The organism is Comamonas sp. SY3 (genome assembly GCF_041730275.1).
Taxonomy (GTDB): Bacteria; Pseudomonadota; Gammaproteobacteria; order Burkholderiales; family Burkholderiaceae_C; genus Comamonas; species Comamonas sediminis.
Genome location: NZ_JBGTYN010000022.1, coordinates 63,355 through 80,443, shown reverse-complemented (window position 1 = coordinate 80,443; position 17,089 = coordinate 63,355). Strand labels below are relative to the sequence as shown.

The window sequence follows — 17,089 nt, the reverse complement described above, 5'->3', positions numbered from 1 at the left end:
GCGAACCGCCCTCTTTCGAGTCTGGCAGCTTTGCAAGGCATCGTGCTGTCGATAGACGCTATTGTATAGGCGTTTTCCCGGGGCTCCAGGAAAACGTCGGAGTTTTTTGCAGCCGTGTGTCAGACGGCTCCGGCAACGGCTTTTTCCAGCGCTTCGATGAACATGTCACCGACCGGGAAACCTGCCTGCTGTTCAATCTCCTGGAAGCAGGTCGGGCTGGTCACATTGATCTCGGTGATGCGGTGGCCAATGATGTCCAGACCGATCAGCAGCAAGCCACGGGGGGCCAGGCGCGCGCCGATGTGTTCGGCGATCGCGCGGTCCTCGGGCTCCAGCGCCTGTGCCACGCCTTTGCCGCCGGCCGCCAGGTTGCCTCGCACTTCATTGCCTTGCGGGATGCGCGCCAGGCAGAACGGCACCGGCTCGCCGCCGATGATCAGCACACGCTTGTCGCCCTTGGTGATTTCGGGCAGGTACTTTTGCACCATGACGCTCTGGGCGCCGTCCAGGTTCAGGGTTTCGATGATGCTGCCCAGGTTCATGCCATCGGCACCGACGCGGAAGATGCCCATGCCACCCATGCCGTCCAGCGGCTTGAGGATGATGTCCTTGTGCTGGGCGTGGAAGTCGCGGATATCCTGGGCGCTGCGGGTGACCAGGGTCACCGGCGCGTATTCGGCAAACTCCATCACCGCCAGCTTTTCGGGGTGGTCGCGCAAAGCCGCTGGCTTGTTGAAGACCTTGGCGCCTTCGCGCTCCGCCTGGCCCAGCAAATGGGTGGCATAGAAGTACTCGCTGTCGAAGGGCGGATCCTTGCGCATGACAATGGCGTCGAACTCGGCCAGCTCGGCACGGCGGCCGGGTGCCTCATCGAACCAGCGCGCTTCGTCACCCGTCAGCACAATGTCGCGCACTTGGGCGGAGACCTTCTCGCCGCTGATCCAGTGGATATGCCTTGGCTCACAGACGGTGATGCGGTGGCCGCGCGCCTGGGCGCTGCGCATCATCGCAAAGGTACTGTCCTTGTAGATCTTGAAGGACTCAAGCGGATCGGCAACAAAGAGGATATGCATGGTGTGGGTTGGCGGCCTGGTGGCCGCCCTGTGTATTCAATGGCCTTGCACGCCCAGCGGAGGGATATGCAAGCAGAAACGGACAGAACTAGGCGCGCTCAAGCGGAGCGGCGCTTGCCGTAATGTTGCACAAAAAGCGCAAGGCTGCCTGCGACCACGCCCCAAAAGGCTGATCCCACTCCGGCTATTGTCACGCCGCTCACCGCTACCAGGAAGGTGATCAGCGCCGCTTCGCGGTATTGCTCGCCTTGCAGCGCAGTGTGCAGCCCGCCGCCGATGGTGCCCAGCAGCGCAATGCCGGCAATCGCCACCACCAGCTCGTGCGGGAATGCGGTCAGCAGGCCCGCAATGACGACCCCGAACCAGCCGATCAGCACATAGATCACGCCACACACGACGGCCGCCACATAGCGCCGCGCCTGGTCGGGGTGGGATTCCGGCCCCATGCAGATCGCGGCCGTGATGGCCGCCAGGTTGATGCCAAAGGCGCCAAAGGGTGCCAGCAGCAAGGTGGTCAGACCCGTCATCGTGATCAGCTTGGAGACGGGCAGGTCATAGCCGGAGCCCCGGATGATGGCTACACCTGGCAGGTTCTGCGAGGCCATCGTGACGACAAACAGCGGCAGCGCCAGACTGATGGCGGCCTGCCAGCTGAAGCTGGGCATGGTGAACACCGGCATCGTCAGGCCCGGCTGCACGGCAGACCACTGGATCTTGTGCTGCAGCAGCGCCACCACAATGCCGACTGCCAAGGTGAGCATGACCGCATAGCGCGGCAGCAGGCGCCGGCCCAGCAGGTACGTGACCAGCATGGCCACCACCAGCCAGGTATTGGTCTGCGCGGCGGCAAAGGCATCCAGGCCAAAGCGGGTCAGCACGCCCGCCAAAAGGGCCGAGGCGATGGCAATTGGGATGCGGTTCATCAGCCGCTCGAACCAGCCCGTCATGCCCACTACCGCAATCAATATGGCACTGATGATGAAGGCGCCGATCGCGTCCCCCATGCCAAACGCGCCGGTGGCTCCGGCCGTAGCCAGCACGGCCGCCCCGGGGGTGGACCAGGCCACTACCACCGGCTTGCGCAGCAAGATGCTGGGTACCCAGCAGCACAGGCCCACACCAACGCCCAGCGACCAGACCCAGGACGAGACCTGCGCGGGCGTGGCGCCAAAGCTTTGCGCCGCCTGGAACACAATCGCGATGGAGCTGGTCAGGCCCACCAGCACCGTGACAAAGCCTGCGATGAGCGCCGATGCGCTCATGTCCTTGAAAAACCGCATACACCCTTTCGCCCCGCCACGGTGTTCGCTGGCCTGGCGTGCGCGCAGCGGATCCAGAGCCCTGGCTGGTTAAATTTCGAGTTTGGAGCCCAGCTCCACCACGCTGTTGCTCGGCAGCAGCAGGAACTCTGCCGCACCTGCTGCATTGTGGTGCATCTGGGCAAACAACTTCTGCCGCCAAGGTGCCATGCCGGCGCTGGCCTTGTCCGTGGGCACGAACACATCGCGCGAGAGGAAGTAGCTGGTCACCATCTGCCCGGTATCGCAGCCGTGGCCGCGCAGCTGGTGCAATGCATTGGGCACATCCACATCGTTCTTGAAGCCGTAGTTCAGCTGCACGCGCCAGCAGTCGCCTCCGAGCGGCTCGATCACCGCGCGCTTTTCCAGCCCGATCCAGGGGACCTCGTGGTAGACGATGTGGACGAACATGTTCTGTTCATGCAGCACCTTGTTGTGCTTGAGGTTGTGCAGCAGCGCGGTGGGCACCACATGGGCATCCGATGTGAGGAAGACCGCCGTGCCCGGCACCCGGGTGGGAGGGGTGTGCAGCACCATCTGCAGGAAGCCCTGCAGATCGATGCCATCGGCATGCAGCTTTTCGTAGACCAACTCCCGTCCGCGCTTCCAGGTCATCATCACGACGAACAGGCACAGGCCGATGGCCAGCGGGAACCAGCCGCCATCGAGCAGCTTGAGCAGATTAGAAGCGAAGAAGGTGATATCGATACAGAAGAAGAACACCGTCGGCGCCAGCGCCATCCACAGCGCATATTTCCAGCCATAGCGCAGCACAAAGAAGGTGAGCACCGTGGTGATGGTCATGTCCAGGGTCACTGCAATCCCGTAGGCCGCCGCCATATTGCTGCTGGACTTGAACAGAATCACCGCCAGCACAATGGTCAGGAACAGGCTCCAGTTCACAAAGGGGATGTAGATCTGCCCGGTGTCGCGCACGCTGGTGTGCAGGATCTGGATGCGCGGCAGGTAGCCCAGCTGGATGACCTGCTTGGTGACGCTGAAGGCGCCGGTGATCAGCGCCTGCGAGGCAATCACCGTGGCCATCGTCGCAAGCAGCACCAGCGGCAGCAGCGCCCAGCCCGGCGCCAGCATGAAGAAGGGGTTCTTTACCGCTTCTGCGTTCTCCAGCACCAGCGCGCCCTGGCCAAAGTAATTGAGCACCAGCGAGGGCATCGCAATGCTGAACCAGGCCAGCCGGATCGGCTTGCGGCCAAAGTGACCCATGTCGGCATACAGGGCTTCCGCCCCGGTGACGCAGAGCACCACGGCGCCCAGAATGATGAAACTGATGCCCGGATGGCGCACAATGAAGCCCAGCGCATGGTGCGGGCTGAGCGCCCACAATACCTGCGGGTGGTCCACGATGTTCCAGACCCCCAAGGCGGCAATGCACAGAAACCAGACCACCATGATGGGCCCGAAGAACTTGCCAATGCCTGCCGTGCCCCGCTTTTGCACCCAGAACAACAGCAGCAGGACCACCAGGGTGAGTGGAATCACCCAGGATTTGAAGCCGGGCGAGACCACCTCCAGACCTTCGACCGCCGAGAGCACGGAGATCGCTGGTGTGATCACACCGTCGCCATAGAACAGACAGGTGCCAAAGATGCCAACGAGCATCAGCACCGAGCGCAGCTTGGGCTTGTCCTTGACCGCTTGCGAGGCCAGCGCCAGCATCGCGATCAGGCCGCCCTCGCCGTTGTTGTCCGCCCGCAGCACCAGGACCACGTATTTGAGCGAGACGATGAGGGTCAGGGTCCAGAACAGGATGGACAGCACGCCATAGACGTTGTCGTGCGTGAAGGGCACATGGCCGGAGCCGAACACCTCTTTGAGCGAGTACAGCACGCTGGTGCCGATATCGCCATACACCACCCCGATGGCGCCCAGGGTCAGCGCGGGCAGTGCGGATTTATTGCTGTTTTGCACATCAAGCCTTTGTGCCATGCCGCATCAGGCATGCTTGTAGTGGATTGGTTTGCATTGTGCGCCTGTTGTTGCGCCCGCAGTGAGGCCGCGCATACGGACAAGTCCGGATGGCGGATCAGCAGCGGGCTGCAATGGAAGTTGGAACGAACGCCTGAACAGGCTCAGTCGTAGATTTCGGCGTCCGGGTCGGTCGCCTCCAGCTCATAGCTGGCGGCGAGCATCGCCAGGCGCGCCACCACACCATACATATAGAAGCGGTTGGGTGCGCTGGCCCCGACCGAGTCACCGGGCGAGATGCCGTGCTCGAACGACAGCGGGATGAAATGCGCGCCCGGCACATTGAGGTTGTCCTCCGCGCCCTTGTCGGAATGGGCACGGTAGTAACCGCCGACCACATAGCGGTCAATCATGTAGACCACCGGCTCGGCCGCTTCCTTGTCCATGCGCTCGACGGTCTGCACCCCCTCCTGGATGATCATGTCATGGACCTGCTGGCCATCCTTGACCAGCGACATCTGGTTCTTGGTCTTGACCGACAGCTGACGCAACTCCTTGGCGTCATGCACGCTCATCACGCCCATGCCGTAGGTGCCGTTGTCCGCCTTGACGACAACAAAGGGCGTCTCCTTGATGCCGTACTCCTTGTACTTGCGCCGCACCTTGGTCAGCATCACGTCGACATCTTCACGCAACTCATCGAGTGCATGCTCACTGCCATCGGTAAAGTCGACGCCCTTGCGGCTGCTGAACATCGGGTTGATCAGCCAGGGGTCGATCCCCATCAGCTTGCCAAAGCGCTTGGCCACCTCTTCGTAGCTTTGGAAATGGCGGCTCTTGCGGCGCACGCTCCAGCCAGCATGCAGCGGCGGCAGCACAAACTGCTCGTAGACCTCTTCCAGAATGCCGGGCGCGCCGGTCGACAGGTCGTTGTTCAGCAAGATCGTGCAGGGATCAAAATACTTCAGCCCCACACGGCGGCCATGGCGCAGCGCCGGCTCGATCACCAGGTCCTTGTTGCCGACCTTGAGCTTGATGGTCTCCTTGACTTCCGGGTCGATCGAGCCGATGCGCACGTTCAGGCCCGCCATCGAGAAGATATGCTGTAGCTGCACCAGATTAGCCAGGTACTGGGGGTTGCGCGTCTGGTTCTCGGGGATGATCAGCAGGTTGCGGGCCTCGGGGCAGATCTTTTCAATGGCAGCCATCGCCGACTGCACGGCCAGCGGCACCATCTCGGGCGTCAGGTTGTTCCAACCGCCAGGAAAAAGATTGGTATCGACCGGTGCGAGCTTGAAGCCGGCATTGCGGATATCCACCGACGAATAGAGCGGAGGCGTATGCTCCATCCACTCCAGGCGGAACCAGCGCTCGATCGCGGGCATGGCATCGAGCATGCGCTGTTCCAATTCGTTGATGGGCCCCGTTAGGGCTGTTATGAGATTCGGGACCATAAATGAATTACTGTTTGAGGGCTCAAAAAAAACGAGCAAAAAACAATTGAGTACCAATTGTAGAGAGTTGAGGGCCAAAGTCATCAGAACTTTGCGACCGCCCTACCTAGCAAGCACTCACCTTCGCCAGAAGGCCGGCGTCAACAGCGCCAGAAAGCTGAGAATCTCCAGCCGGCCCATCAGCATGCCCAAGGTAGTCACACTCAGCTGAAAGCTGGTCAGCCCGGCAAAATTGTTGCTGGGGCCCAGATCACCCCAGCCTACACCGGCGCAGTTCACGCTGGCAAGTACCGCTCCCAGCGCATTGTGCAGATCCATGTCCGTGAACAGCAAGGCCATGGTCAGCACCGCAATCGTTGCGCAGTAGACCAGCATGAAGGCCAGCACCGAGAAGATGACCCGCTCATCCACCGCCAGGCCCCCGACCGTCACCGGTTGCACCGCGTTGGGATGCACCAGGCGCCGCATTTCACGCCGGGTTTGTTTGAGCAGCAGCAGCATGCGGATCATCTTGATGCCGCCGCCGGTCGAGCCTGCGCTGGTGGCCACGCCCGACAGCAGCAGCATGAAAACCGGCGCAAAGGGCGGCCACAAGCCAAAATCGACGGCGGCATAACCGGTGGTGGTGGCCACCGACACCGTGTGGAAAACGCCCATGCGCAGCGACTCTAGCGGGCCATACACCCCCTTGAACCACAGCAGCGCCGCGACCAGCAAGCCGCCACCCAGCAAGGTGCCAATGGTGGCGCGGAACTCGGGCTGCCGGTACAGCACCCAGGCATTGCGCTTGCGGATGGCGACAAAATACAGCGCGAAGTTGCAGCTGGCCAGCAGCATGAAGACCGTGCAGATCCCCTCGATCAGCGGCGAATTGAAATAGGCAAAGCTGGCATCGTGCGGCGTCAGCCCACCCAGGCTTACCGTGGTGAACATGACCATCACCGCATCCAGCGGCGTCATGCCCGCCAGCCAGTAGGCCAGCGCGCAGAGCACCGAAAACAGGCCATACACGCCCCACAACCCCTTGGCGGTCTCGGCCATGCGCGGCGTGAGCTTGGTGTCCTTCACCGGGCCGGCGGCCTCGGCGCGGAAGAGCTGGCTGCCGCCCATGCCAATCATCGGCAGGATGGCCACGGCCAGAATCAGGATGCCCATGCCCCCCATCCACTGCAAAAACGTGCGCCAGATATTGAGAGACACCGGCAAGGTATCCACATGGTTGAGCACGGTGGAGCCGGTGGTGGTCAGGCCCGAGACCGCTTCAAAATAGGCATGCTGCCAACTCAGCGCGCGGTCGATGCGCTCGAAACCCAGGTACAGCGGCAGCGCTGCAAACAGCGGAAACACCATCCACACAAAGGCGACCAGCATGATGCCGTGGCGCGCCTGCAGCTCACGCTGCTCATGCCGCGCCATCCACCACAGCACCAGACCGCAGGCCCAGGTAATGCCCATGGTCAGCGGGTAGACGCCAAACACACCATCGTCGAGCCACAGCGAGGAGATCGCAGGTACAGCCATCGTGCCGCCAAACATCAGCAGCAAAATGCCCAATACGCGCAGCACGGGTCGAAGGTCAGTCATCGGCCGTGCCTAGAAAAAGGTCACCCCGACACGGAACAGGGCCTCGACCTCATGCACCAGCCGCTTGTTGGGCAAGAAGAGAATGACATGGTCATTGCTCTGGATGATGGTGCCGCTGGTGGGCACGATCACCTCCACCTTGTCGTCATCGCGCTCGTCGTCATCGCGCTCGGTCGCCTCGCTGCCATTGGTATTGCGCGCATCGGGCTCGGGCAGGCCGCGCACGATCATGCCGATATGCACATCACGCGGCAGGCGCAGGCTACCCACACGCCGGCCCACGGCCCGCGAGGTCTTGGCGTCACCGCGCGCCACAATCTCGATCGCCTCGGCCACCCCCCGGCGCAGGCTGTGCACAGCCTGCACATCGCCCTGGCGCACATAGGCCAGCAGCTCACCCAGGGTGGCCTGCGCGGGCGACAGCGCAATGTCGATCTGCGTGCCGTGCATCAGGTCGGCATAGGTGCGGCGGTTGATCAGCGCCAGCACCCGGGTGGCGCCCAGCTTCTTGGCCAGCAGGCAGGACATGATGTTGTCTTCGTCGTCATCGGTGATGGCGACGAACAGGTCCACATCTTCGACGTTCTCGTTCTCCATCAAGGTCTCGTCGGTCGCATCGCCCTTGAGCACCAGCACATCAGAGGGCAGGCGCGAGGCCAGGTAGACGCAGCGGTCCTCGCTCTTTTCGATGATCTTGACCTGAAAGCGCCGCGACTCCTTGGTCAGCGCACGCGCCAGGCGCATGCCTACGCGCCCGCCACCAGCCACCATCACACGGCGCACCACCTCGGCCTGCTCACCCACCTGGCGGTTGAAGGCCGCCAGCACATCGCCCAGGTTGTCCTTCTCCGACAGCACGAATACTTCATCCCCCGGCTCGATGCGGGTGCTGCCCTCGGTCGGCACCAGGCGGTCGGCCTCATGGTGAAAGCGCCGGTACACGCCCACGACCCGGATCGCGCCATGGGGCAGGTTCTGGCGCACATCGGCCACACTCAAGCCCACCACCGGCGCGCCGCCACGCGCGCGCACCGATGCCAGCGCCACATGGCCCTGGGCAAATTCGCGCACCTGCAGCGCCTCAGGGTAGGTCACCAGCTTGCCGATATAGCCCATCAGCGCCTCTTCCGGGCAGAACGCATGCGTCACGCCAAAGCCGGTATCCGACAGCAGCTCGGCATGGCTCTTGAGCGCGACCGAGCGCACCCGCACGATGCGGGTCGGGATATTGAACAGCACCTGGGCCACCTTGCAGGCGGTGAGGTTGGTTTCGTCCTGGGAGGTGCAGGCGATCAGCATGTCCGTGTCGGCTGCGCCGGCCTCGGCCATCACTTCGGGGCTGATGCCGTTGCCCACGACGCCGCGCAGATCGAAGCGGGCTTCGAGATCGCGCAGGCGCACACCATCCGTGTCGACCACGGTGATGTCATTTTTTTCGCTCAGCAAGCTTTCGGCGACACTCTCGCCGACGCGGCCTGCGCCGAGGATCAGAATTTTCATAGCATGAGGCGCCAGCCGCTAGGAAGCGGCCTGGCATGGCCGCATCATAACGTGGGCACGGAGCTGCCGGCCTGCAAAGAAGGGGCTGCCCAGCCGGCAGCCGCCCAGTGCGCTCAGCCGCGCACTTCGCCTTCGCCCAGAACGATGTATTTCAGCGAGGTCAGGCCCTCGATGCCCACAGGCCCGCGGGCATGGAACTTGTCGGTGCTGATGCCGATCTCCGCACCCAGCCCGTATTCAAAGCCATCGGCAAAGCGCGTGCTGGCGTTGACCATGACACTGGCCGAATCCACTTCGCGCAAAAACCGCTGCGCATGCATGTGGTCACGCGTGATGATCGCATCGGTATGGTGGCTGGAATACTGGTTGATATGGGCAATCGCCTCTTCGACACCAGCCACTACCTTGATGCTGATGACAGCCGCCAGGTACTCCTCGGACCAGTCCTGCTCCGTCGCCGTCTGCAGGCGGGCGCCCGGCACAGCCTGCAGCAAGGCCAGTGCCTCGGCATCGGCCCGCATCTCCACGCCCTTGGCTGCAAACACCGCGCCAATGCGGGGCAGAAAATCGGCCGCCACCGCACGCGCCACCAGCAGGCTCTCCGTCGCATTGCAGGGGCTGTATTTCTGGGTCTTGGCGTTTTCGGTCACCTTGACCGCCATGTCCAGATCGCAAGGCGCATCTATATAGGTATGGCAGTTGCCGTCCAGGTGCTTGATCACCGGCACCTTGGCATCGCGGCTGATGCGCTCGATCAGGCCCTTGCCGCCGCGCGGAATGATCACATCGACATATTCGGGCATCGCAATCAGCTGGCCCACGGCCTCGCGGTCGGTGGTCTGCACCAGCTGCACGCCGGTGGCGGGCAGGCCGGCCTCCAGCAGCGCCTGCTCCACCAGGCGCGCGAGCGCCTTGTTGGAATCGATGGCTTCGGAGCCGCCGCGCAAGATGCAGGCATTGCCGCTCTTGATCGACAGGCTGGCCGCCTCGATGGTCACGTTGGGGCGGCTCTCATAGATCATGCCGAAGACGCCCAAAGGCACGCGCATCTGGCCCACGCGGATGCCGCTGGGCATCTGCTTCATGCCGCTCACCTCACCCACCACATCGGCCATGGCCGCCAGCTGCTCGCAGCCTTGGGCGCAGGTCTCCAGCACCTTGGGGGTCAGGCGCAGGCGATCGACCATGGGTTCCGACAGGCCGTTGGCCTGCGCACGCGCCAGATCCTTGGCATTGTCGGCCTGCAAGGCCTCGGTCTGGCTGCGCAGCAAACGCGCCAGCGCCAGCAAGGCCTTGTTTTTGATGGCAGAAGGTGCTTTGGCCATCTGGGCAGAAGCTTGCTTGGCCTGCAGCCCCAGGGCCTGCATGGTTTCCGAAATATTCAGGGCATTCATGGGGCTATTGTCGGGCATTTGCGCCCGGGCAGCGGTGCCGACACCAATGGCCCCAGGCAACTCCCAGGCACTGGGGACGCTCTGCAAAACTCCCTGCCATGGTCTGAACGCGGGCTCGGGCGATCCGCGTCCATCCCCCTTGGCGAGGGTTTTGCAGAGCATCCCAAGCGGCGCAAAGGCCTCTACACTGATGCCATATTGAGCCACCAGGAGACCACGATGCAATCCGCCGCGCTGCGCCAGTTGGGCGCCTTACAAGACGGGCTGGACCATTTCGAGGCCGGCCACATGGATGCAGCGGCCCTGAGCCAGCAGGCACGCAGCTACACCGACTTGCTCGGCGCGCTGCCGCCGCAGTTCCAGGAAGTATTGCTGCAGCTGCTGGACCGTCTCGAATCCAGCGCGCTGTTTGATGAGGAGAGCTGCTCGTTCAGCCGCAAAGACCTGGTGGACAGCCTGCGCCTATGGCTGAAAAAGGCCGATGCCAGGCTGAGCGCCACCGCCTGAGCGGGCAGCGGCGCAGTCACCCATCAACGGCCAGGCCGTCAGGCCGTCAGGCGCTCCAGCGCTTCGCGGTACTTCGCCGCCGTCTTGTCGATCACGTCTTGCGGCAGGCGCGGTGCCGGTGCCGTCTTGTCCCAGGGCTTGCCGTTGACCTTGGCCTGCTCCAGCCAGTCACGCACAAACTGCTTGTCGTAGCTGGGGGGGTTGGCACCGGTCGCCAGCGCATCGGCATAGCCTTCCACCGGCCAGTAGCGCGAGCTGTCGGGCGTCAGCACCTCGTCCATCAGCACCAGCTTGCCGTCTTCATCCAGACCGAACTCGAACTTGGTGTCGGCAATGATCATGCCCTTGGTCAGCGCAATCTCGGCAGCCTTCTTGTAGATGGCGATGCTGATGTCGCGGATCTGGGCGGCCAGCTCGGGGCCCACCATCTCGACGGTGCGCTCAAAGGTGATGTTTTCGTCGTGCTCGCCGGCTTCGGCCTTGGCCGCTGGCGTGTAGATGGGCTCGGCCAGCTTGGCGGAGTTGACCAGACCCGCGGGCAGCGGCACGCCGCAGACCGCTTGCGATTCCTGGTATTCCTTCCAGCCGCTGCCAGCCAGGTAGCCACGCACCACCGCCTCGATCGGCACAGGCTTGAGGCGCTTGACCAGCATGGAGCGCAGTTGCACCTGGGGCACTTCATCAGGCTGCACGGCTGACTCCGGTGCTTCACCGGTCAGATGGTTGGGGCAGATATCGCCCAGCTTGTCGAACCAGTACAGCGCCATCTGCGTCAGCAGCGCACCCTTGCCAGGAATGGGCTCGCCCATGATCACGTCAAAGGCCGACAGACGGTCCGAGGCCACCATCAGAATGCGGTCGCTGCCGACGGCGTAGTTGTCACGCACCTTGCCGCGGGCCAGCAGGGGCAAGGAATGGAGCTTGGAGGTATGCAGTGCAGAAGGTACGGGCTGGGTCATGGTGATGCAGAACTATGGACAGGCACCCTGCGTGAAGACGGAAGGCACGGACAGCCGCGCTACCTCGGCAAGGCAAGCGCTCGATTGTAGTCGGCCACTCTCCAATGCCTCGCCCGCACCGGCGGGATGCCTTGAATTGCAGTGCAGTATTGGGTGCTGGCGCCGCGAACACGTAGGCCATTACGTGCCGACGCACAGAAACACCGCTGCTTGCCTCCGGTTGCAATTGCGCCGGCAGCGGCCCGCACTGCACCTGCGCCCTCCGTTTTTTGCAGCATCAGAACCGTAATTTGTAACCAGCACCCTGCCCCAACCGCCCGCCGAGCGCACAGAAACCCAGCGATCCGGGTTGTCATAGACTTGCAATTTTGTAGGTCAAGGCGCATCATGGTTTACACGCATGCATGTGTTTCCCCCTCGGGGTGGCCTGGGTTCCAACAGACCCGGTCACTTTTCTTGGTTTGCAGAAGGAGACTTGTTCATGAACCTGACGATCAGCGGTCACCATTTGGCGGTGACCCCGGCGCTGCGCGAATATGTAACATCCAAGCTGATGCGCATTACGCGACACTTTGACCAGGTGGTGGATGCCAAAGTTTTACTTTCAGTGGAAAAGCAAAAGGAAAAGGAGAAACGGCAGCGTGTGGTGTGCAATTTGCGGGTCAAGGGCGACGAACTCTGTGTTCAGTGCTCTCACCATGATTTGTACGCCGCGGTAGATGCTTTGGTGGACAGGTTGGACCGCATGGTCGCCCGTCACAAGCAACGTGTTCAATCTCACTACAGCGATGCGCTGCGGCAGGCAATGGCGTAAACCCTCTGCTTTTTGCCGAGGAAATACATTCTCTTTGCGTACTGACCGATAATACGTGCAGCAACACCTGCATCCAGGTGTTGCTGCGTTCGTTTGATCATGCTCTCAGTAGCTAGCCATATTGCCGCACTTCACTATGAACTGTCTTGCCTCTATCTTGCCTCCAGCTCAAGTGCTAGTGAGTGTGGATGTTTCCAGTAAAAAACGTGCATTTGAAGAAGCGGGCCTGCTGTTCGAGAGTCTCCATGGTCTCTCGCGCGCCTTGGTCACCGACAGTCTGTTTGCACGTGAGCGACTGGGCTCCACCGGTCTGGGGCATGGCGTAGCCATTCCGCATGGGCGCATCAAGGGACTCAAGTCCCCGATGGCTGCGGTGTTCCAGCTCGAGCGCGCCATTGGCTTTGACGCCCCGGATGAGCAGCCGGTCAACCTGCTGATCTTCCTGCTGGTGCCCGAGGCTGCCACCCAGCAGCACCTGGAAATCCTCGGCGAGATTGCCGAGCTGCTGTCCAATGCCAGCCTGCGCGAGCAGATGAAGGCCAGCACCAATGCCGAGCAGCTGCACCAGATGATCGACACCTGGCAATCGTCTGCCAACAACACCTCCACTGCCCACGCCTGAGCGCCGCGCGCCGGTGTGTACTCTCAGGCGCTGATCCCTCACCTCAAGACTTTTTCCTGCTAGGCTTGGGCGCTGGCGGGCAGCTTTGCTGTGCGCACCCTGGCTTTGAAAGGACTGCACCGTGAAACCCAATGTCGTAAGCGCCGATGTGTTGTTCGAGGAGTTCCGTGCGTCGCTGCGCTGGGAATGGCTGGCGGGCCTGGGCGCCTCCGAGCGCCGCTTTGACGAAGTGGCAGTGCGCAGCGCCCGCTCCAGCGCCGATCTCGTGGGCTACCTCAACTACATCCACCCCTACCGCGCACAGGTGCTGGGCGAGCGCGAAATCGCCTATCTGACCAACTCCACCACCGAGGATTGCCGCCGCCGCATTGCGCGCATCGTGACCTTGGAGCCGCCGGTGCTGGTGCTGGCCGATGGCCAGGGTGCGCCCGATGAACTGCTGTCGATGTGCGAGCGCGCGCACATCCCGATGTTCTCCACCAAGGAATCGGCCGCCTTTGTCATCGATGTGCTGCGCGCCTTCCTGTCCAAGCACTTCGCCGATCGCACCACCATGCATGGCGTGTTCATGGACATCCTCGGCATGGGCGTGCTGATCACCGGTGAATCCGGCCTGGGCAAGAGCGAGCTGGGCCTGGAGCTGATCACCCGCGGCAATGGCCTGGTGGCCGATGACGCCGTGGACCTGTACCGCATCAACCAGACCACGATCGAAGGCAAGTGCCCCGACCTGCTGCAGAACCTGCTGGAAGTGCGCGGCATCGGCCTGCTGGATATCCGCGCGATCTTTGGCGAAACGGCGGTGCGCCGCAAGATGCGGCTCAAGCTCATCGTGCATCTGGTGCGCAAGGAAACCATGGAGCGCGACTACGACCGCCTGCCTGCCGCACCGCTGACCCAGGATGTGCTGGGCATTCCGGTGATGAAGGTGGTCATCCAGGTGGTGGCCGGCCGCAATATCGCCGTGCTGGTGGAAGCGGCCGTGCGCAACACCATCTTGCAGTTGCGCGGTATCGACACCTACCAGGAGTTTGTCGACCGGCACCGCAAGGCCATGGCCAGCGGGCGTGAGTTCTAGCCCACCGGGGGCACCCTCCAGCCGTTTCAGACCAGTCGCAGATCCTTAACCTGGGCCTGCGGGAACACCTGCTGCAACTGCGCCGGCGACAGGCCATACATGCGTGCAAACAGGCCGCCCAGCACACTGCGGTACTCGTTGAGCACCGGGTAGTCGCGGTTCTGGAACAGATGGGCCTCGCTGACGTCCATCTGCTCGCCCGCGATCCGGCCACCGGCCCGCGCCGACAGCCCCCCGCCCAGCATCCAGTACGCCGTGCCATGGCCGTGGTCGGTGCCCTTGTTGCCGTTTTCGCGGAAGGTGCGGCCAAACTCGCTGATCACCGCCACGACCGTATGGCGCCAGGGCTCGGGCCCCATCTCCTGCGCGAAGGCGGCCAGGCCTCGGCCCAGGTCGTCCAGCCGGTTGGCCAGGTTGCCGCTGGCGTTGCCCTGGTTCACATGGGTGTCCCAGCCGCCCACATCGACAAAGCCCAGGTCGAACTGGTCCCGCATCAACGTGGCCATGCGCTGCGCCACCAGGCTGAAGCCCTTGGCGCTGATCGCATCGCGCCCGGCCTTGTCCATCTCCTCCTGCATGCCGCGCAGCACGGCCTCACGCACCGCAAAGCCCTCGTTCACGGCAGGCGCCAGCGCCGTGCCGGCATACATGGCGGCAATGGCGCGGCTGCGGTTGGCATCCACGCCGCCCTTGCCCACATTGGCCAGCGCGGTGTTGGCAATGCGGGCGGGCCCGCGCATGCACAGCGGCAGCTGCGCGGTAAACGCCATCGGCGCCAGGTCGCTGCGCCCCTGCAAGGTTTGGGCCAATCGGTTCATGAAGCCGGTGCGAAAGCTCTGGTGCGCATCCAGCGGCTGGCCCAGCTCGATCGAGTCCTGGGTTTCAAAATGGCTGCGCGAGAGGTCATCGCTGCCGGCAAACGGCACAAAGCAGGCCTGCCTGCTTTGCCACAGCGGCAGCACGCTGCCTTCCATCGCCGGGTGCAGGCCCCAGCGCGCATCCAGCGGCAGCGCGCCGTTGGCCTCGCCCGGGCGCGGAATGGCGATCGTGGGGCGCGCCTCGTAGTAGAAATCGCTGTGCGTGGGCACCAGCAGGCTGTTGCTGTCATAGGCGCCGCGCAGGAACACCAGCAAAAAGCGCGGTGTATCGCTGCGGGGCGCGGCGGCGCGGGCGCGCGCCAGACTGAAGGCCAGCGGCAGGCTGGCGGCGGCAGAGAGAAAGTGGCGTCTTTGCATGGCGTACCTCGTCAGCGGACCATCATTTCGGGAGCAGAGAGAAAATAGGTGTTCCAGTCGGGCACATTGCGCGCCTTGGCCAGCGCTTCGCGGGAGGCCGCGCTCCACTGCGCCACGCGGGCCTGCGCCGTTGCACGCTGCGCCAGATCGGGGTAAGGGGGTTGCTCCAGCGGCGCCTGGGGCTCGGCGCGGAACAGCACGGCACTGCGGGTCGCGATCTGCCGCGCCACATCGAAGCGCGCTGCCATCTGGCCGGAGCTGGCCCAGTCCGATTGCGAGGCGGGATAGCCATCCGGCGTCTCATGGCCGTAGATGGGCTGGCCCAGGCGGTTGATCCAGCCGATCACCGGCCGCACATCGCTGGCGACACGCTCGTCATAGCCCAGGCGCACGGCGCCCAGCACATAGTGCATCGGATCCTTGAAGCGCTGGCCTTGCTGGGCCAGCGCCTCGGGCGCGGTCAGCAGGCTGCGCAAGGTCGCGGCAATATCGCCATGGCTGCGGGCAAAGGCCGCTGCGGTGCGCTGCACCAGGGCGGGCGGCGGGTTGTCGCTGATGAAGAACACCGCCAGCTTGCGCGCGATGAACTGCGCGGTGGCGGGCGAGGCCACGATGCGGTCCAGCGCCTCGTCCACCGCCGCCAGCCCCTTGGCCCGCAGCGGCTGGCCCAGCAGCACCTGGGGCGCATAGTCGTGCCGGTTGGGGTTGAACTCGAAAAAGCCTTCGCGCCGGTAATCGGCCTGCAGCGCCGGTGGCAGGCGGGGCGGCTGTGCATCGGCATCGCGGGTACTGAATCCCACCCCCGTCAGCACATGGGCCATCGCCTGCACATCGGCCTGGGTGTAGCCGCTGCCCACGCCCATCGTGTGCAGCTCCAGCAGCTCGCGCGCATAGTTTTCGTTGATATGGCCTTTGGCATTGCTGGCGTTGTCCAGGTACAGCAGCATGGCCGGGTGGCGCATGCTGGCCTCCAGCAGGCTGCGGAAGTTGCCCAGGGCATGCGGGCGAATTGCCCGCTCCTCATAATCGCCAATCCAGAGCCGGGTTTCGGCCTTGCGCGTGCTGACATTGAAGTGGTTCATCCAGAACCAGGTCATCTGCTCCTGCAGCTGGGCCGGCGAGTACAGCGCACGCAGCACCTGGCGCTGCTGGGCCTGGGCAGCGAGCTGGTTCAGGTGGCTCTGCACCTCCTGGCGCAGGCGCGCTCCCTCGCCCTCTCCCTGGCCTTGCTCGGTGGCCGTGCGTGCTGCCTGGCGCTGGGCGGCAATGCCGCGCTGCAGATCCTCCATGCTGCGCTGGCTGATTTCCAAGGCCGCGATGTGCTGCTGGGCCGGCTCCGGCAGGCGTGGCGGCTGGCGCGGTGCAAGCTGCTCGTCCAGCCAGCGCTGCAGGCCCAGCCGCTGCAACTGCCGGTCGGCGCTGTCGCTGGCGCCCCAGCTGACACGGTCCAGCCACTGCTGGCGCTGGGCGGCGCTCAATGGCGTATCGGGCAGCGCCGCCGGTGTGCTGGCCGCATCCGGTGGTACGTGGGAAGCGCAAGCGCTGAGCCACAAGGTGCCTGCCAGGGCGGCGGCGCTGAGGGTGAGCAGTCGGTAGGAGCGCATGGGATCTGGAAACCTGGTGCAGAGGGCCCCATGGTGCGCCT

Annotated in this window: 14 protein-coding genes; 4 read left to right on the top strand and 10 right to left on the bottom strand. The window is 63.7% G+C overall.

Features of this window, described 5'->3' with window-relative positions:
- Nucleotides 1–119: 119 nt before the first annotated feature.
- The 7 genes from gshB to ACCQ08_RS21260 all read right to left on the bottom strand — a co-directional run bounded on the left by gshB (nucleotide 120) and on the right by ACCQ08_RS21260 (nucleotide 10,247).
- Nucleotides 120–1,073 (bottom strand): glutathione synthase, encoded by a 954-nt coding sequence (gene gshB, locus ACCQ08_RS21290; RefSeq protein WP_312461812.1) that lies wholly within the window; start codon nucleotides 1,071–1,073, stop codon nucleotides 120–122.
- Between the two features lie 98 nt (nucleotides 1,074–1,171).
- A complete protein-coding gene (locus tag ACCQ08_RS21285) occupies nucleotides 1,172–2,353 on the bottom strand; it encodes a benzoate/H(+) symporter BenE family transporter (protein ID WP_373450921.1) in 1,182 nt (393 codons plus the stop codon).
- A gap of 69 nt (nucleotides 2,354–2,422) precedes the next feature.
- On the bottom strand, nucleotides 2,423–4,318 hold the full coding sequence (locus ACCQ08_RS21280) for a potassium transporter Kup (protein WP_239810408.1): 1,896 nt from the start codon (nucleotides 4,316–4,318) through the stop codon (nucleotides 2,423–2,425).
- Nucleotides 4,319–4,461: 143 nt separating this feature from the next.
- The gene (gene gshA / locus ACCQ08_RS21275) at nucleotides 4,462–5,751 is read right to left on the bottom strand and encodes a glutamate--cysteine ligase (protein ID WP_239810407.1); all 1,290 of its coding nucleotides are present in this window, start codon (nucleotides 5,749–5,751) and stop codon (nucleotides 4,462–4,464) included.
- Nucleotides 5,752–5,868: 117 nt separating this feature from the next.
- Nucleotides 5,869–7,335 carry a potassium transporter TrkG gene (locus tag ACCQ08_RS21270; RefSeq protein ID WP_312531100.1) on the bottom strand — a complete coding sequence of 489 codons (1,467 nt, stop codon included), beginning with the start codon at nucleotides 7,333–7,335 and terminating at the stop codon, nucleotides 5,869–5,871.
- Nucleotides 7,336–7,344: 9 nt separating this feature from the next.
- Nucleotides 7,345–8,835 carry a Trk system potassium transporter TrkA gene (gene trkA, locus ACCQ08_RS21265; protein ID WP_373450920.1) on the bottom strand — a complete coding sequence of 497 codons (1,491 nt, stop codon included), beginning with the start codon at nucleotides 8,833–8,835 and terminating at the stop codon, nucleotides 7,345–7,347.
- A 113-nt stretch (nucleotides 8,836–8,948) separates the two neighbouring features.
- The gene (locus tag ACCQ08_RS21260) at nucleotides 8,949–10,247 is read right to left on the bottom strand and encodes a glutamate-5-semialdehyde dehydrogenase (RefSeq protein ID WP_373450919.1); all 1,299 of its coding nucleotides are present in this window, start codon (nucleotides 10,245–10,247) and stop codon (nucleotides 8,949–8,951) included.
- A 201-nt stretch (nucleotides 10,248–10,448) separates the two neighbouring features.
- Between ACCQ08_RS21260 and ACCQ08_RS21255 the strand changes: the two genes are divergently transcribed.
- Nucleotides 10,449–10,736, top strand: a complete 288-nt coding sequence (locus tag ACCQ08_RS21255) for a hypothetical protein (protein WP_239810403.1) — start codon at nucleotides 10,449–10,451, stop codon at nucleotides 10,734–10,736.
- Nucleotides 10,737–10,774: 38 nt separating this feature from the next.
- Here ACCQ08_RS21255 and ACCQ08_RS21250 read toward each other — a convergent pair whose 3' ends face one another.
- The gene (locus ACCQ08_RS21250) at nucleotides 10,775–11,695 is read right to left on the bottom strand and encodes a phosphoribosylaminoimidazolesuccinocarboxamide synthase (RefSeq protein WP_239810402.1); all 921 of its coding nucleotides are present in this window, start codon (nucleotides 11,693–11,695) and stop codon (nucleotides 10,775–10,777) included.
- 481 nt (nucleotides 11,696–12,176) lie between these two features.
- Here ACCQ08_RS21250 and hpf point away from each other — a divergent pair, with 481 nt between their 5' ends.
- From hpf to hprK, 3 genes are all read left to right on the top strand, one after another.
- A complete protein-coding gene (hpf, locus tag ACCQ08_RS21245) occupies nucleotides 12,177–12,509 on the top strand; it encodes a ribosome hibernation-promoting factor, HPF/YfiA family (RefSeq protein WP_116927826.1) in 333 nt (110 codons plus the stop codon).
- A gap of 136 nt (nucleotides 12,510–12,645) precedes the next feature.
- Complete coding sequence (locus ACCQ08_RS21240) at nucleotides 12,646–13,131, top strand: PTS sugar transporter subunit IIA (protein WP_021026711.1); 486 nt, start codon at nucleotides 12,646–12,648, stop codon at nucleotides 13,129–13,131.
- A gap of 121 nt (nucleotides 13,132–13,252) precedes the next feature.
- The gene (gene hprK / locus ACCQ08_RS21235) at nucleotides 13,253–14,209 is read left to right on the top strand and encodes an HPr(Ser) kinase/phosphatase (RefSeq protein ID WP_021026712.1); all 957 of its coding nucleotides are present in this window, start codon (nucleotides 13,253–13,255) and stop codon (nucleotides 14,207–14,209) included.
- Nucleotides 14,210–14,235: 26 nt separating this feature from the next.
- Here the strand turns inward: hprK and ACCQ08_RS21230 are convergent, their stop codons facing one another.
- A complete protein-coding gene (locus ACCQ08_RS21230) occupies nucleotides 14,236–15,444 on the bottom strand; it encodes a DUF1501 domain-containing protein (RefSeq protein ID WP_373450918.1) in 1,209 nt (402 codons plus the stop codon).
- 11 nt (nucleotides 15,445–15,455) lie between these two features.
- A complete protein-coding gene (locus tag ACCQ08_RS21225) occupies nucleotides 15,456–17,048 on the bottom strand; it encodes a DUF1800 domain-containing protein (protein WP_373450917.1) in 1,593 nt (530 codons plus the stop codon).
- Nucleotides 17,049–17,089: the final 41 nt, after the last annotated feature.

Excerpts from the sequence above, each read along its gene's own strand:
- ACCQ08_RS21240 (WP_021026711.1), top strand. The coding sequence starts at position 12,646 with ATGAACTGTCTTGCCTCTATCTTGCCTCCAGCTCAAGTGCTAGTGAGT.
- trkA (WP_373450920.1), bottom strand. The coding sequence starts at position 8,835 with ATGAAAATTCTGATCCTCGGCGCAGGCCGCGTCGGCGAGAGTGTCGCC.
- ACCQ08_RS21255 (WP_239810403.1), top strand. The coding sequence starts at position 10,449 with ATGCAATCCGCCGCGCTGCGCCAGTTGGGCGCCTTACAAGACGGGCTG.
- ACCQ08_RS21225 (WP_373450917.1), bottom strand. The coding sequence starts at position 17,048 with ATGCGCTCCTACCGACTGCTCACCCTCAGCGCCGCCGCCCTGGCAGGC.
- ACCQ08_RS21285 (WP_373450921.1), bottom strand. The coding sequence starts at position 2,353 with ATGCGGTTTTTCAAGGACATGAGCGCATCGGCGCTCATCGCAGGCTTT.
- gshB (WP_312461812.1), bottom strand. The coding sequence starts at position 1,073 with ATGCATATCCTCTTTGTTGCCGATCCGCTTGAGTCCTTCAAGATCTAC.
- ACCQ08_RS21230 (WP_373450918.1), bottom strand. The coding sequence starts at position 15,444 with ATGCAAAGACGCCACTTTCTCTCTGCCGCCGCCAGCCTGCCGCTGGCC.
- ACCQ08_RS21270 (WP_312531100.1), bottom strand. The coding sequence starts at position 7,335 with ATGACTGACCTTCGACCCGTGCTGCGCGTATTGGGCATTTTGCTGCTG.
- ACCQ08_RS21280 (WP_239810408.1), bottom strand. The coding sequence starts at position 4,318 with ATGGCACAAAGGCTTGATGTGCAAAACAGCAATAAATCCGCACTGCCC.
- hpf (WP_116927826.1), top strand. The coding sequence starts at position 12,177 with ATGAACCTGACGATCAGCGGTCACCATTTGGCGGTGACCCCGGCGCTG.
- ACCQ08_RS21250 (WP_239810402.1), bottom strand. The coding sequence starts at position 11,695 with ATGACCCAGCCCGTACCTTCTGCACTGCATACCTCCAAGCTCCATTCC.
- gshA (WP_239810407.1), bottom strand. The coding sequence starts at position 5,751 with ATGGTCCCGAATCTCATAACAGCCCTAACGGGGCCCATCAACGAATTG.
- ACCQ08_RS21260 (WP_373450919.1), bottom strand. The coding sequence starts at position 10,247 with ATGCCCGACAATAGCCCCATGAATGCCCTGAATATTTCGGAAACCATG.